13 protein-coding genes are annotated in these 14,726 nt (G+C 69.1%); 11 read left to right on the top strand and 2 right to left on the bottom strand.

Features of this window, described 5'->3' with window-relative positions; all coding sequences use genetic code 11:
* Nucleotides 1-20: 20 nt before the first annotated feature.
* Entirely contained in the window at nucleotides 21-1,556 is a 1,536-nt protein-coding gene (locus tag MOQ72_RS09400; protein WP_242182035.1) for an acyl-CoA synthetase, read from the top strand.
* 14 nt (nucleotides 1,557-1,570) lie between these two features.
* Nucleotides 1,571-2,527, top strand: a complete 957-nt coding sequence (locus MOQ72_RS09395) for an LLM class F420-dependent oxidoreductase (protein WP_242182033.1) — start codon at nucleotides 1,571-1,573, stop codon at nucleotides 2,525-2,527.
* Nucleotides 2,528-2,530: 3 nt separating this feature from the next.
* On the opposite strand, the gene MOQ72_RS09390 is transcribed toward MOQ72_RS09395, so the two are convergent.
* Complete coding sequence (locus tag MOQ72_RS09390) at nucleotides 2,531-3,223, bottom strand: histidine phosphatase family protein (protein ID WP_242182031.1); 693 nt, start codon at nucleotides 3,221-3,223, stop codon at nucleotides 2,531-2,533.
* A gap of 224 nt (nucleotides 3,224-3,447) precedes the next feature.
* On the opposite strand from MOQ72_RS09390, the gene MOQ72_RS09385 reads away from it, so the two are divergent.
* From MOQ72_RS09385 to MOQ72_RS09365, 5 genes are read left to right on the top strand one after another with little or no spacing between them, the layout of a single operon-like run.
* Nucleotides 3,448-4,212, top strand: coding sequence for an enoyl-CoA hydratase/isomerase family protein (locus MOQ72_RS09385; RefSeq protein WP_242182029.1), 765 nt, complete (start codon nucleotides 3,448-3,450; stop codon nucleotides 4,210-4,212).
* A gap of 37 nt (nucleotides 4,213-4,249) precedes the next feature.
* Complete coding sequence (locus MOQ72_RS09380) at nucleotides 4,250-4,585, top strand: SMP-30/gluconolactonase/LRE family protein (RefSeq protein WP_242182028.1); 336 nt, start codon at nucleotides 4,250-4,252, stop codon at nucleotides 4,583-4,585.
* Between the two features lie 30 nt (nucleotides 4,586-4,615).
* Nucleotides 4,616-6,289, top strand: a complete 1,674-nt coding sequence (locus tag MOQ72_RS09375) for a class I adenylate-forming enzyme family protein (protein WP_242182026.1) — start codon at nucleotides 4,616-4,618, stop codon at nucleotides 6,287-6,289.
* Between the two features lies 1 nt (nucleotide 6,290).
* Nucleotides 6,291-7,322: a phosphotransferase family protein gene (locus MOQ72_RS09370; protein ID WP_242182024.1), complete on the top strand. Its 1,032-nt coding sequence runs from the start codon at nucleotides 6,291-6,293 to the stop codon at nucleotides 7,320-7,322.
* Nucleotides 7,323-7,336: 14 nt separating this feature from the next.
* Nucleotides 7,337-9,121: an acyclic terpene utilization AtuA family protein gene (locus MOQ72_RS09365; protein WP_242182022.1), complete on the top strand. Its 1,785-nt coding sequence runs from the start codon at nucleotides 7,337-7,339 to the stop codon at nucleotides 9,119-9,121.
* Here MOQ72_RS09365 and MOQ72_RS09360 read toward each other — a convergent pair.
* Nucleotides 9,085-9,702, bottom strand: coding sequence for a TetR/AcrR family transcriptional regulator (locus MOQ72_RS09360; RefSeq protein WP_242182020.1), 618 nt, complete (start codon nucleotides 9,700-9,702; stop codon nucleotides 9,085-9,087). The two genes, MOQ72_RS09365 and MOQ72_RS09360, sit on opposite strands and share 37 nt — an antisense overlap.
* A gap of 624 nt (nucleotides 9,703-10,326) precedes the next feature.
* Between MOQ72_RS09360 and MOQ72_RS09355 the strand changes: the two genes are divergently transcribed.
* The 4 genes from MOQ72_RS09355 (at nucleotide 10,327) to MOQ72_RS09340 (ending at nucleotide 14,711) form a co-directional block, all read left to right on the top strand.
* The gene (locus tag MOQ72_RS09355) at nucleotides 10,327-11,040 is read left to right on the top strand and encodes an HNH endonuclease signature motif containing protein (RefSeq protein WP_242182018.1); all 714 of its coding nucleotides are present in this window, start codon (nucleotides 10,327-10,329) and stop codon (nucleotides 11,038-11,040) included.
* 169 nt (nucleotides 11,041-11,209) lie between these two features.
* Nucleotides 11,210-11,989, top strand: a complete 780-nt coding sequence (locus tag MOQ72_RS09350) for an IclR family transcriptional regulator (protein ID WP_242182016.1) — start codon at nucleotides 11,210-11,212, stop codon at nucleotides 11,987-11,989.
* A 24-nt stretch (nucleotides 11,990-12,013) separates the two neighbouring features.
* Nucleotides 12,014-13,627, top strand: coding sequence for an OPT/YSL family transporter (locus MOQ72_RS09345; RefSeq protein WP_242182014.1), 1,614 nt, complete (start codon nucleotides 12,014-12,016; stop codon nucleotides 13,625-13,627).
* 19 nt (nucleotides 13,628-13,646) lie between these two features.
* On the top strand, nucleotides 13,647-14,711 hold the full coding sequence (locus MOQ72_RS09340; RefSeq protein ID WP_242182012.1) for a 2,5-dihydroxypyridine 5,6-dioxygenase NicX family protein: 1,065 nt from the start codon (nucleotides 13,647-13,649) through the stop codon (nucleotides 14,709-14,711).
* The last annotated feature ends 15 nt before the right edge of the window (nucleotides 14,712-14,726 follow it).

The raw sequence follows: 14,726 nt of genomic DNA, 5'->3' as shown, positions 1-14,726 counted from the left end.
GCAGGCCGAGGAGGAGCCGCATGTACCCAGGAACGCACGCCGCCGCGCATCCCGACCGGCCAGCGCTGATCATGGCCGGGTCCGGGGATCGGTTGACCTACCGCGAACTCGACGACCGATCGCTGCGGCTGGCGAACCTGCTGCGCCGCGCGGGCCTGGTGGCGGGCGACGTGGTCGCACTGCTCGCCGACAACTCGATGCAAGCCTACGAGGTGTACTGGGCCACGGTGCGTTCCGGGCTGTACGTGTGCGCGGTCAACAACCACCTGCAGGCGGCCGAAATCGCCTACATCATCAACGATTCCGGTGCCAGCGCGCTGGTGGCGTCGGCGAACTTGGGCGAGCTCGCCGAAGACGTCGCGAACCAGATTCCCGGTGTGCGCGTGCGGTTGGCCTACGGCGGCGCGGTGCGCGGCTACGGCGACTACGAGGTGGGGCTGGCGGCAGCGCCCACCGAAGTGCCCGCGGTGCAGCCGCGCGGTGCGGATCTGCTGTACTCGTCCGGAACCACCGGGCGGCCCAAGGGGATCAAGCCCGAACTGCCGGATCGCCAGGTGCACGAACCCGGTGACACGCTGGTCGAAATCCTGCGCACCGTGTTCGGGTTCGGCGAGGACACCGTCTACCTCTCGCCCGCGCCGGTGTACCACGCGGCTCCGCTGCGGTATTGCGCCTCGGTGCAGGCGCTGGGCGGAACCGTGGTGATGATGGAGCGCTTCGACGCCGAGGCGGCGTTGCAGGCGATCGAGCGCTACCGCATCACGCACAGCCAGTGGGTGCCGACGATGTTCGTCCGGATGCTCAAACTCGATCCGTCGATCCGGGACCGCTACGACCTGTCCAGCCACCGGGTCGCGGTGCACGCCGCCGCGCCGTGCCCGGTGGAGGTCAAGCGCTCGATGATCGAGTGGTGGGGGCCGATCCTGCTGGAGTACTACGCGGCCACCGAGGGCATCGGCATGACGATGATCGATTCCGCGAGGTGGCTGGAAAAACCCGGCTCGGTGGGGCGTGCGGTGCTCGGCGAGCCCCGGATCTGCGACGACGCCGGTCAGCTGCGGCCGCCCGGCGAGGTCGGCACCATCTACTTCGAGCGCGACGAGTTCCACTTCGAATACCTGGGTGATCCGGAGAAGACCCGCTCGGTCAAGCACCCCGAGCACGCCAATTGGGCCACCATGGGCGATCTCGGTTACCTCGACGAGGACGGGTTCCTCTTCCTCACCGACCGCGAGGCGTTCACGATCATCTCCGGCGGGGTGAACATCTACCCGCAGGAGGTGGAGAACGTGCTCGCGTTGCACCCGGCGATCTACGACGTGGCGGTGTTCGGAGTGCCCGACGACGAAATGGGGGAAGCGGTCAAAGCAGTGGTGCAACCGGCGCCCGACGCCGTGCCCGGCCCGGCCCTGGAACGGGAGATCCTCGGATACGCGCGGGACCGGGTCGCGCACTACAAGGCGCCGCGCAGCGTGGACTTCGTCGACGAACTGCCGCGCACCCCCACCGGCAAGCTGGTAAAGGGAAAGCTCAAGGCGCGCTACGCGCGTTCCTGACGGAAAGGATTGTCGTGGCACGACGTTGGGGCATCACGGTCCCGTTGCCGGGGCTGCCGCTGGCCGAACAGCGGGAGCTGATCGCCGAACTGCCGGACCTGGGCTACACCGACGTGTGGTCGACGGAGTCGAATGCCACCGATGCGTTCACGCCGTTGGCGCTGGCCAGCGCGTGGGCGCCGCAACTGCGGCTGGGCACCGCGATCGTGCCGGTGTACACCCGCGGCCCGGCGACGCTGGCGATGAGCGCGGCGACGTTGGCGGCGGTGGCACCTGGCCGGTTCGCGCTGGGCATCGGCACGTCGTCGAACGTGATCGTGCAGCGCTGGAACAGCATCCCGTTCGACGAGCCCTACAAGCGGGTGCGGGACACGTTGCGGTTCCTGCGGAAGGCGTTGCGCGGCGAGAAGGTCACCGAAACTTACGACACCTTCCAGGTGCGCGGTTTCACCGCGGGGTTGGTGGCCGACGAGCCACCGCCGCTGCTGCTCGCCGCCCTGCGGCCGGGCATGTTGCGGCTGGCCGGTCGAGAGGCGGACGGGGCGATCATCAACTGGTTGTCCGCCGATGACGTGCGCAAGGTCGTCCCGCACGTGCACGAGGGTGGTGCGGACAAGGAGGTCGTGGCGCGGATCTTCGTCATGCCGGACACCGATCCCGACACGGCGCGGGGCGTGGCCCGGCGGCAGATCGCGGCCTACCTGAACGTGCCGGTGTACCGGGCCTTCCACGAATGGTTGGGCCGCGAGGAACTCAAGCCGATGTGGCAGGCGTGGGAGTCCGGCGAACGCAAGGCCGCGCTGGCGGCGATCCCGGACAGCGTGGTCGACGAGCTGGTCGTGCACGGCCCCGCCGCGTACTGCCGGGAACGCGTGCAGCAGTACGTGGCCAACGGCGTCACCACCCCGGCGATCGCCCTGCTGCCTCAAGGGGATCCGACCGCCGCCGTGCGCGCGCTCGGCCTGGCTTAGTGCTCAGCTCAGCGCCGTGGCGGTTTTGCTCAGGCCGTCGTCGACGTGGGTGGAGTCGTTGAAGCGGCGGACGATCCAGCGCTCATCGGTCACGACGATCTGGGAGATCGAGCCGTTGTTCGCGCCGAGGAAGGCCAGCGGGCGGGAGTCGGTGGCCAGCGCGAACACCTCCCCGATGACACCGCCGTGGGTGAACACCGCGATGCGCTGGTCCGGGTGCGCGGCGGCGAGGCGTTCGATCGCCGTGCGCACCCGGTTGCGCAGCGATTCGGCGGATTCCGCGCCCGGGATGACGTCCCAGCGCTGTTCGGCGTGCATCCGCTGGATCACCGGGTCGCGCTGGGCGACCTTCTGCCGGAACACCCCGCCTTCCCACTCGCCCAGGTGCACTTCCCGCAGGTCGGGCTCGACCCGCGGGGTCACTCCGAGACGTGCGGCCAGCGGTGCGGCGGTCTGCGCGGTCCGTTGCAGCGTGGTCACGTAGATCGCGTCCAGCGGTTCGTCGGCGAGCCGTTCGGCGACCCGCTGGGCGTGTTCCTGGCCCGCTGGCGCCAGTTCCGGGTCACCCTGCCCGTCGACCAGCCGGAAGGGCCGGTCGGGCCGCGCCGGGGCGGATTCGCCGTGCCGGATCAGCAGGATGTCGGTGGCCCCGGCGGGTGCCGAGAACTGGGCCTGCCGGTACTCCACTTCGGACATGCGAGCTCGCTTTCCGGCCGGTGCGCGCCCGGCCGCGCTGATCGGAACTCGTGGCGAGATCCGCCTTTTCCAGCGCGCCGGATGTTCGCCAAGCGCCGGATCGATGCTTGGGAGCTGGCGTCGCCGGATGCTAACTTAACGAACGATACACGGCTGCTGAGGTGTCGCGCACTGGTGCCGAGACGATGGGACGTGTGAGCACAATGGACAGTGGAGTGCTTCTGGTGAGCCAGGACGGTCCCGTGCTGACGGTGACGATCAACCGGCCGCACCGCAAGAACGCCATCGACGGGGCGACCTGGGTGGCGCTGCACGAGTCGCTTGAGCAGGCGGCGGCCGACGACAGCGTGCGGGCGCTGGTGCTCACCGGGGCGGGCGGTGATTTCAGCGCCGGTGCGGACCTGAGCAGCGACCGCGCCGCGCAGCACCCGTTGCGCCGGATGCACGACATCAACGCCATCGCGCTGGCACTGCACGAATTGCCCAAACCGGTCGTCGCGAAGGTGCGAGGGGTGGCCGTCGGCGCGGGCTGGAACCTGGCGCTGGGATGCGATCTGGTGGTGTCGACCCCGGACGCGCGCTTCTCGCAGATATTCGCCAAGCGGGGCCTGTCGCTGGACTTCGGCGGGTCCTGGTTGTTGCCCCGGCTCGTCGGGATGCAGCAGGCCAAGCGGCTGGCGCTGCTCGGCGAGATCATCGGCGCCGAGGAGGCCCTGGGGCTCGGCCTGGTGACCTGGGTGAAGCCCGACCACGAACTGGACGGGTTCGTCACCGACCTCGCCAACCGGCTCGCCCACGGCCCGCCGATCGCGATGGCACAGAGCAAGCAGATGCTGCACGCGGGCGCGCACCAGAGCTTCCGGGAAGCGTTGGAGAACGAGGCGCGTGCCCAAACGATCAACTTCGCCACCGCCGACGGCCCGGCCGCCCGAGAAGCGTTCATGGCCAAGGCAGAACCGAAGTTCACCGGCGAGTGGCTGCCGGGCTGATGCTGGCAGTGCGGTGCGAGGGAGGACCTCATGGGACGTGCTGGGGCCGGGACGGCTGCGCCGGAACGGCCGGGGACCCGCGGGCGCGCACCTGCTGCACGGTTTCGCGGGCTACCAACTGCTCGACTCGCTGGCAGTGGACTCGGCTGGCAACGTGTGCGTGGCGACGCTGGTGACCGGCGCGATCAGCGTGCTGACCCCGGACGGCGAGCTCAAGGACGTGATCGAGCCGCCGAAGCACGACTTCCACGTGACCAACATCTGCTTCGGCGGACCGGATCTGCGCACCGCCCACATCACCTCGTCCGGCTGGGGAATCCTCTACGCCACCGAATGGGACTGCGCGGGCCTGCGGCTGAACTACCGCGCTTGATCGGACACAGTGGACACCGAGGAGGACATCGTGGCGGAGGATCTGCGAGGACGGCTGCTCGCCGAGCTGACCGGTCCGGGCGGTGAGTTCGAGATCGTGCCGCAGGAGGTCGGCGGCATCGCGATGCGGGTGTACGCGAAAGGTCCGGCGACGCTGCGCGATGTGGTGCGGTTCAGCCAGGGCTACGGGGCGCGCGACTTCCTCGTCTACGACGGCTACCGGTGCAGCTATGCGGAGCACTTCCGGCTGGTGGCAGGCCTGGCGCGGTGCCTGCGCGAGGAGTACGGCCTGACCTCCGGCGACCGGGTGGCCATCGTGATGCGCAACTACCCGGAGTGGGTGCCGATCTTCTGGGCGGTCCAGCTGGCCGGGCTGGTCGCGGTGCCGCTCAACGCGTGGTGGACCGATGCGGAACTGCGCTACGGGCTGACCGACTGCGGCGCGGCGCTGGTGTTCGCCGACGCGGAACGTGCCGCGCTGCTGGATCGGGAGGTCCCGATCGTCGAGGTCCGCGGCGGTGCTTCGGTGCCAGGCGTGCGGGCGTGGGCGGAACTGGTGGCAACGCTGCCTGCGGACGCGGAACCACCAGAAGTGGCGATCGATGCGGACGACGACGCCACGATCCTCTACACCTCCGGCACCACCGGCCGTCCCAAGGGCGCGGTCGGCACCCACCGCAACCACTGCACCAACCTGCTCAACACGCTGGTGAACCGACGCATTCAGCGCGCGCTCGCCAACGGCGGCGTGTTCCCGCCGCTGGCCGCCCCGGACGAGCCGCAGCCCGGCGTCCTGCTGACCTTCCCGTTGTTCCACATCGCCGGGCTGACGTCGCTGTACTTCAGCACGCTGGCCGGGGCGAAACTGGCCACCATGTACCGGTGGGACCGGGAGGTCGCCGCGCAGCTGATCAAGGATGAGCGGCTGACCAGCGCGGCTGGGGTTCCGACCGTGATGCGGGATCTCGTCGAGCAGGGCGGCACCGTGGCCCAGTTGGACGGCGTGAGCATGGGCGGCGCACCGATCCCGCCCGACCTGGTGCAGCGCATCGGCGCGTTGGGCACCGGTGTCGCGCCGTCCAACGGCTACGGCCTCACCGAGACCACCTCGGCGGTGGTCGGCAACGCGGGCGCGGACTACCTCGCCCGGCCCAACAGCGTCGGCCGGTGCGCGCCGGGCGCCGACCTGCGGGTGGTGGATCCGGCCAGCCACGAGGACCTGCCCGATGGCGAGATCGGCGAATTGTGGTTCCGCGGCCCGAACATCGTGCGCGGCTACTGGAACGACCCGCAGGCCACCGCGGAATCCTTCACCGACGGCTGGTTCCACACCGGCGACCTGGGATACGTCGAAGACGGCTGGGTGCACGTGGTGGATCGGCTCAAGGACGTGGTGATCCGCGGCGGCGAGAACGTGTACTGCGCCGAAGTCGAGGCAGCGCTGTTCGAGCACCCCGCGGTGGCCGACGTCGCGGTCATCGGCGTGCCCCATCGCACGCTGGGGGAGGAAGTCGTCGCGGTGGTGAACCTGCGCACCCAGGTCGAGTCGGAGGAACTGCGGTCGCACGTCGCGGCACGGTTGGCGGCGTTCAAGGTCCCGGCGCAGGTAGTGGTGCGCGCCGAGCCGCTGCCGCGAACCCCGACCGGGAAGGTCCTCAAACGGCAGCTGCGCGAGCAGATCGGCACGAGCGCGCTGGGAGGTTGAGGTGGAACTGCGTGGCATCGACCCGGACGCGACCGAGCGGTGGCTGGCCGAGAACGTGCCCGGCCTGCGGTCGCCGGTGACGTTCGCATTGCTCTCCGGCGGCCGGTCCAACCTGACCTACCAGGTCACCGACGCCGACGGCCGGGTGCGGGCGCTGCGCCGACCGCCGACCGGCGGGGTGCTCAGCACCGCCCACGACATGAGCCGCGAGTGGCGGTTCATCTCCGCCTTGCACGGCACCGACGTCCCGGTCCCGGAACCGCTCGCGTACTGCGCCGACGCGTCGGTCACCGGTGCGGAGTTCTACGTGATGGGCTTCGTCGACGGCTGGGTGCTTGCGGAGCAGGACTCGGCGCAGCCGCTGTCGCCGCAGGCGCGGCGCCGTGCGGGTCTGGCGACCGTGGAGTGCATGGCGGCGCTGCACGGTGTCGACCCGGATGCGGTTGGGCTGGGCGACATCGCGCGCCGCGACGGCTACCTGGAACGGCAGCTGCGGCGCTGGCAGCGGCAGGTGCACCAGTCCGGCGCACCGGACCTGCCCCTCCTGGACGCCGTGCACGATGCGCTGGTGCGGAACGTGCCCGAACAGGGCAGCGGCATCGTGCACGGCGACTTCCGGCCGGGCAACCTGTCGTTCGCACTGGACGGCACCGTGCTGGCCGTCTTCGACTGGGAACTGGCCACCCTCGGCGATCCGCTCGCCGACCTGGGCTGGTTGCTGGCGACCTGGGAGGAACCCGGCGACGAACTGCCCTCGGTAACGCCCGGACCCACCGCCGAACCGGGCTTTCCCACCCGCACTGAGCTGGTCGACCGCTACGTGGCGCTCTCCGGGCGGGACGTGTCGGATCTGCCGTACTACGTGGCCTTCCAGCGCTGGCGGTCGTGCTGCATCAGTGCCGGGGTGCGGGCCCGGTACCTGGCGGGTGTGATGGGCGACGACGGCTATGTCGCGGAGTCCCGTGCGAAGGACGAGCTGCGCCAGGCCGAGGTGGCTTGGCAAGCGGTGCGGCAGATCGGGCTGGTGCCATGAGGCAGGAGGGACGTATGACTCGGGCGATTCGCATCGGGAGCTTCTCCGGTTACCTGGGTGATCGGCGCCGCGCTCTGGACGCGGCGATGGCCGGTGACCCGTGCGACGTGCTGATCGGCGACTACCTCGCCGAGTTCACCCTGGCCATGCTGGCGGCCCGGCACCGCAGCGACTCGTCGAAGGGCTACGTCGAGTACTTCCTGGACCAGCTGCGCCCGCACCTGGCGGCGCTGGCCGAGCGCGGCACCCGCGTGGTGGTCAACGCCGGGGGTTTCAACCCGGCGGGCCTGGCCGCCGCGGTGCGCGCCGCGGCCACCGAAGCCGGGGTCCGATTGCGGGTGGCGCACGTCGAAGGCGACAACGTGCTGTCCGCATTGGACGATCTGCGGTCCACCGGGCATGACATGCGGAACCTGGACAGCGGTGCCCCGCTGGCGGACTGGGGAGTGCGTCCGATCGCGGCCAACGCCTACCTCGGCGGCTGGGGCATCGCCGCCGCGCTGCGCGAAGGGGCCGACATCGTGGTGTGCGGGCGGGTCACCGACGCATCGTTGACCGTCGGCCCGGCTGCCTGGTGGCACGACTGGCGCAACACCGATTGGCACCAACTGGCCGCCGCTGTGGTGGCCGGGCACATCATCGAGTGCGGCCCGCAGGCGGTCGGCGGGAATTTCTCCGGATTCACCGACGTGCCGGGCATGGTCGCGCCCGGCTTCCCGATCGCCGAGATCGCTTCCGACGGCACGACGGTCATCACCAAGCACGCCCGCGACGGCGGAACGGTCACAGTGGACACCGTGACCGCCCAACTGGTGTACGAGATCCAGGGTCCGCGGTACTTCAACCCGGACGTCACCGCGCACTTGGACGCGGTGCGGTTGCGGCAGATCGGCCCGGACCGGGTGGAGCTGTCCGGCACCACCGGTTCACCACCACCGCCGACCACCAAGGTCGCGGTGTTCGCCCCGATCGGCTACCAGATCGTCTCGACCCTGTACGCCACCGGCCTGGACATCGCCGAGAAGGTCGCGCTGATCCGCGCCCAGGCCGAATCGATGCTCGACGGCGCGGCGGAGCTCGACGTGAGCGCACTCGGCACGGCCGCCGAAGACCCGGAGCGGCAGTGGGACGCCACGGTCCAAGTGCGGATCATGGCCACCGCCGCAGAACGGGAACCGCTGGCGAAACTGGCCGAAGGACTCGGCGAGCTGTTCCTGTCGAGCATTCCCGGCTTCTACACCGACAGCGCCAGCCGCCAGTCCGCGACGCCCAAGGCACGCATCGACTACTGGCCCGCGCTGCTGGCGATGGACGCCGTGCCGCACGAGGCGGTGCTCGACGACGGCACCCGGATCCCGATCGCCCCACCAGCGGTCACCGAAGAACCGAGCCAGCCGACGCACCCCGAGCCGGCGCCGCTTCCGGCAGCCGAAACGCGGCGGATCCCGCTCGGTCGGCTCGCGCACGCGCGCAGTGGCGACAAGGGCGGCAACAGCAACGTGGGGCTGTGGGTCAGCGATCCCCGGGCCTGGCAATGGTTGCGCGGCCTGCTCAGCACCGAGGAACTGCGGCGGCTGATGCCGGAGGCGAAGGACCTCGACATCGTCCGGCACGAGTTCCCCAACCTCCGCGCGGTGCACTTCGTGCTGAGCGGACTGCTCGGCACCGGAGGCTCCAGCAACCTGCGCGTCGACCCGATCGGCAAGGCGGTGGGCGAGTTCTTGCGCGCCCGCCACGTCGAAGTCCCGGTGGAACTGCTGGATCAGGCGCCGACGATGCGCAGCGCGATGTCGACGTAGCGGTCCGCCAGTTCGGCAGGCTCCACATCGCCATCCGGGTCGTACCACTGCGGAATCGCGTTGCACGCGGCCTGGATCGCGCGCCGCGCCTCGGTGGGGTGCGCGCAGTGGAAGACCCCGCGCCGCTCGCCTTCGTCGATGATGTCCTGGAACAGCCGCGTCGCCGACGCGCGCAGCTCGGCCAGCCGCTGCGTGTGCTCGGGCTCCAGATTCCGGATCTCCCGCGCCGCGATGATGCTTTCCACCCGCCGCCGCACCCGGTATTCCACCGTGGCGCGCACGATCGCGCGCAGCCGCTCGACCGGATCGTCGCCACAGGCGTGCAGGGCCGCGTCGCAGGCCCGCACGTAGTCGTTGACGCTGTCCTCCATCAACCCGGCGAACAGCTCCTGCTTGCTGGAATGCCAGTAGTACAGCGCGGACAGGCTCAACCCGGCCCGCTTGGCGATATCCCGGATGGACGCGCCGTGGTAGCCGCGCTCGGCGAAGATCTCGCGGGCCGCGATGGAGAGCGCGTCGCCCCCCTGGCCGCGCGGGATGGCGGAGCCGTTGTGGGACGAGGAATCGGATGCCGCCGTCACATCGTCCAGGATACGGCACCGGGGTCGTGAAATCCGCATGCCGGGGGTGGGGTTTGTGGGGTGGGTTTGATCTTTTGGTGGTTGGTGGTTGGTTTGGGTCTCGTTTTGGCGGGGGGTTCTGTTTTGGTTTGTGGTTGGGGCTTTTGGAGGTTCGGAGTCCTTTGTGGCCATCCGTCGCGAACGGTGGATTGTGCCTGTTTGGCGGTGGATCGCGGGGATGGCCCCGGTGTGGGATCTCCCTGTCGACCGGGTGGGGTGGCGGTTTTTTGGGGGTGGTGGGGCTTTGCGGGGTCGGGTTTTTGGTGGCTCCGTGGGGTTGGCGTCGCTGTGGTGTGGTGTGGTGGTCGCCGGTCGTGGTGGCTTGGGCCTTGGGGTGGGTGTGGGGAGTGTCGCCTGGCGGCGAGGGATTTCTGTGGCTGGTTGGCGGGTGTGGCTGGTTGGTGGGTGTCGCCTGCGGCGTGGTGTGTGTGGGTTTTGGTGTTGTGGCGCAAAGGTTTCCGTGGGTTCTTGTCGGGGTTTTCACCTGATCATGTGACTGTTAAGTGCGTGCGAATGTGTGTTCGAGTGGGGGACAATGGGGGTATGACACCACTGACGAACGCACAGGATGCGGCTGCCGGGGCGATGCCTCCGCAGTTGGTGGTGTCGTGCTCGGATGCCGAGCTCGTCGCTGGGATCGAAGCGGCTGAGCACGCGATGCGGGATCCGCGTAGCGCTGGGCAGCGCAATGCCGATGGGTTCGCGGCCCTGCTTGATCTCGCTTTGGACTCTGACCAGATGCCGCGCGTGGGAGGTCAGCGGCCGCATCTGACGGTCACCATCGACTTCGCCGACCTGCAACGCGGACTCGGCTTCACCACCGACCACGGCATGCCTGGCACCGTGGAATCCACGGAACGGTCTATTACTGCGGAAAATGTGCGTCGCATTGCTTGCGACAGTGAAGTGCTGCCGATGATCCTCGACGGCGACGGACTTCCGCTGGACGTGGGTCGCAGCAAGCGGACCGCTCCCGTCCACCTGCGTGCTGCGTTGTTGCAACGCGACGGCGTGTGCGCCTTTCCCGGCTGCGATCGGCCGCCGGGAACACCCGACGCGCACCACATCCACCACTGGATCGACGGAGGAACCACCGAACTGTCCAACATGGTCATGCTGTGCGGTCATCACCATCGCACGGTTCACAATCAGCGATGGGAGATCGACAGGCGCGATGATCGGCCCGTGTTCATTCCACCGACCACTGTGGACTTTCGACGAACACCGAGACCAGGTGGCAAGGCTCGGCAATTGGATCTTTCGATTACCCGGGCCGTGGCAGGTTTGCGCCCAGGGTAGGGAAGAGCCGTTCCTGGGCGGCGTTGCGTTGCGCGCATACGTGATCGCGCACCGTGGGGGTTCACTTCGTGGGCTGCCTATTGACAAATGTGCTTGTTCGTCGCACGGTTTCGGCGTCGGTGCGCAAATTGATTCGTCGTTGTGGATATCGCAACGCTGGAGGTTGGGGTTGGCGAGTTCGGGATTGCTGCAGACTGCGGATCGGGCTCTGCAGGTGCTGCTAGCCTTCTCCGATCTGCGGCCCGAATGGGGCGTCAGCGAGCTCGCGCGTGAGCTTGGGCTCGACAAGTCCGTCACCCAGCGGCTGTTGGCGACCCTTGCCAATCGCGGCTTCGTTTTCGCCGATCCGGAGACCCGTCGCTACCGGCTCGGCCCCGCGGTCTCGCAGCTCTCCCGCGTTGCCGAACGCAGCGGCGCGTTGAGTCTCATCGCTCGGCCCGTGCTCGCCAAGTTGGCTCGGGAAACCGGCGAGAGCGCCGTGCTCAACATCGCGCACGGCGGCTCCTACCGGACCGTGGCCGCCGTGGACGCGCGTGGGCCGCTGAGCTACTCCGCCATCGTCGGGCACGTCATGCCTGGTCACGCCGGGTGTTCCGGGCATGTCTTGTTCGCTGGCCAGCCGTTTGAGGAGGTTCGCGAATTGTTCGGGCCCGAACCGCTCACCCGGTACACCGCCAACACGCCCACCACCTACGCCGAACTCGAACAGCGGTGGCAGCAGGTTCGGGAAACCGGCATTTCCGTCTCCGTCGGCGAGTTCGACGCCAACGTCGGCGCTGTCGCGGTGCCGCTGGCGCTCTCCGGTGCGACAGTTGCGTCGATGACATTGATCGGCCCAGCCGAGCGCGTCATCAACCGCATCGACGACCTCACCGCACCGCTGCGTACCGCTGGCGCCGAGCTGTCCCGTCGTCTCGCACCTGGCAGCGCCGGGCCGCGCCCCAGCTGACCGATCCCTCCCGAAAGGTTGCTCATGGCCATCAGCGACCCTTTGACCGACGCCGCGCGGGCACATCCCCGTGCCTTCGAACCGACCGTGCTGGTGATCACCGTCGTGCTCTCCGTGGTCGGCGCCATCATCGGCATGCACCTGATCACCACGCTCGGCATCTCCGCCAACACCTCCGTCATCGGCGCGCTCATCGCGATGATCATCGGCCGGGTCAACCTCGCCGCGCTGCGCAAGATGCGCTCCATCCACCGGCAGAACCTGGTGCAGAGCGCCGTGTCCGGCTCCACCTTCGCCGCCGCCAACTCGCTGCTGGCGCCCATCGCGGTGCCCTTCGCGTTCGGTCGGGCCGACCTGGTGTGGCCAGTGTTCGTCGGGGTCGCCATCGGGCTTTTCGCCGACTCCTACGTGTTGTACCGGCTGTTCAACTCCCGACTGCTGCCCGCGCAGGCCGCCTGGCCGCCCGGCATCGCCGCGGCCGACACCATCATCGCCGGTGACAAAGGCGGTCGGCGGGCCGCTGTGCTGGCCGGTGGCGCCGTCGTCGGGATCGTCGGCTCCTTGTTCAAACTTCCCGTTTCGGCCGCCGGGGTGGCTTTCATCGGCAACATCTGGGCGCTCGGCATGTTCGGCGTCGGGCTGATGTTCAGCCAGTACAGCCCGACCTGGTTCAACGTCGACATCGGCGACCTCTACATCCCGCACGGCGTGATGATCGGTGCCGGTCTGGTCGCCCTCGGGCAGGCCGCCTACCTGATGTTCCACCGCAAGAACCGCGACCAGACCCCCACCACCTCGGTCGACCCCAGCGAACTGCCGCAGGTCGATGAGAAGGCGCTGCGCACCGGCGTGCTGCAGGGCTACCTGCTGTTCGTGGTGGGTGCCGCCGCGGTCGCCCTGGTCGGCGGGTTGATCTCCGAACTCTCCCTGCCGATGCTGATCCTCTGGATCCTGGCCGCCGCCCTGGCCGCGATCATCCACGAGATCATCGTCGGGCTGGCCGCGATGCACTCCGGTTGGTTCCCCGCCTTCGCCGTCACCCTCATCTTCCTGGTGCTGGGGCTGATCGTCGGAGTCCCCGCGGTGGCATTGGCGCTGTTCGTCGGATACACCTCGGCGACCGGTCCCGCGTTCGCCGACATGGGCTACGACTTCAAAGCCGGTTGGCTGCTGCGCAAGGAACACCGGCCCTACGACGTCTTCGAGCGCTCCGGCCGGTTCCAGCAGTACCTCGCCTCGCTGGTCGGTTTCGCGGTGGCCACCGTCGCCGTCGCCATCTCCTGGCAGTCCTTCTTCGGCGACGGGCTGCTGCCGCCGGTTGCCAAGGTCTACGCCACCACCATCCACGCCGGACTCACCGAACCGAACGTGCTGATGACGTTGCTGCTGTGGGCCGTTCCCGGAGCGCTGATCCAGCTGTTCGGCGGCTCGAAGCGGCAGATGGGCGTGTTGTTGGCGACCGGTCTGCTGGTCGCCACCCCGCAGGCGTGCTGGCTGGTCTTCGGCGCGCTCGTGGTGCGGATCGTCTACCGCTGGCGGCGTGGTGACCGGGCCGACGAGGACCTCAACCTGGTCGGCGCGGGGCTCATCGCCGGTGACGCGCTCTACGCGACCGGCCGGATCTTCGAGTCCAAGTGAAATCTGCGGAGGAGTTGTCGTGGAAGTTGTGAGCCGAGTCGAGTCCCGGCTGGAGTACCTGTCGTGGGAGGCCGCGATCGGGGCTCGCAAACTCGTTGAACAGATCATGCTGGTCAAGCCCGGCGAGCAGGTGGTGCTCACCGGGGACACATCGACCGACCGGCGCGTCGTGGAACTGACCGCGCAGGCGGTCGCCGCAGCCGGGGCCACGCCGACCGTGATCTGGTACGAGACCCGGCCGAGCTCGGCGATGGAGCCACCCGCGCCAGTTGCCGGTGCGGTCGCCAACGCCGACGTGTGGATCGAGTTCAGCGTCGCCTACATCATGCACAGCGACGCCTTCCGCGCCGCGATCGCGGGCGGCGCCCGCTACACCAACCTGACCGGCATGGACATCCCGATGCTGGTCGACACCGTCGGCCGCCCCGACTTCGACGGTGTGATGCGGCTGGGCCGCGCGCTGGTCGGACTGCTGGAAGCCGCCGACGAGGTGCGCATCACCGCGGCCAACGGCACCGACCTGGTCGGTCGAAACCAGGGCCGTCCGATCAACCTGCGCGGCAAGCCCGCCGAGAAGCCCGGCGAGACCGTGATGCTCTCCGGGCAGATCTCCTGGAACCCCGTCGAGGAGACCCAGCACGGCACGCTGGTCTTCGACGGCGCGCTGTGGCCACCAGCCGAGATCGGGCTGCTGCGTTCTCCGGTGCGCTGCGAGGTGGCGGGCGGGGTGGTCACCGAGATCACCGGCGGTCGGGACGCCGAGGTGTTCCGCAACTGGATGGAGTCCTTCGACGATCCCAATATGTTCCGGTTGGCGCACTGGTCGCTGGGTTTCAACCCCGGTGTGCTCCAACCGACCGGTCGGATCGTCGAGGATGAACGGGTGTTCGGCTGCGTGGAGATCGGCATCGGCACCAAGGGCGCGTGGATCGGCGGTGAACCGTGGGTCGCCGCGGCGCACACCGACGGAAGCGTGCTCGGCCCGTCGATCCACCTCGACGGCCAGGCCATCGAGATCGACGGCCGCTACGTGCACCCGGAACTGGTGCGCATCTGCCGCGAGATCGGCGCCCCCGGTTACTGATAGCCACTTCGAGGA

The sequence above is a fragment of the Saccharopolyspora soli genome (assembly GCF_022678645.1).
Lineage (GTDB): Bacteria > Actinomycetota > Actinomycetes > Mycobacteriales > Pseudonocardiaceae > Saccharopolyspora > Saccharopolyspora soli.
The sequence above is the reverse complement of the archived record's forward strand: the minus strand, read 5'-3'. Positions and strand labels throughout refer to the sequence as shown.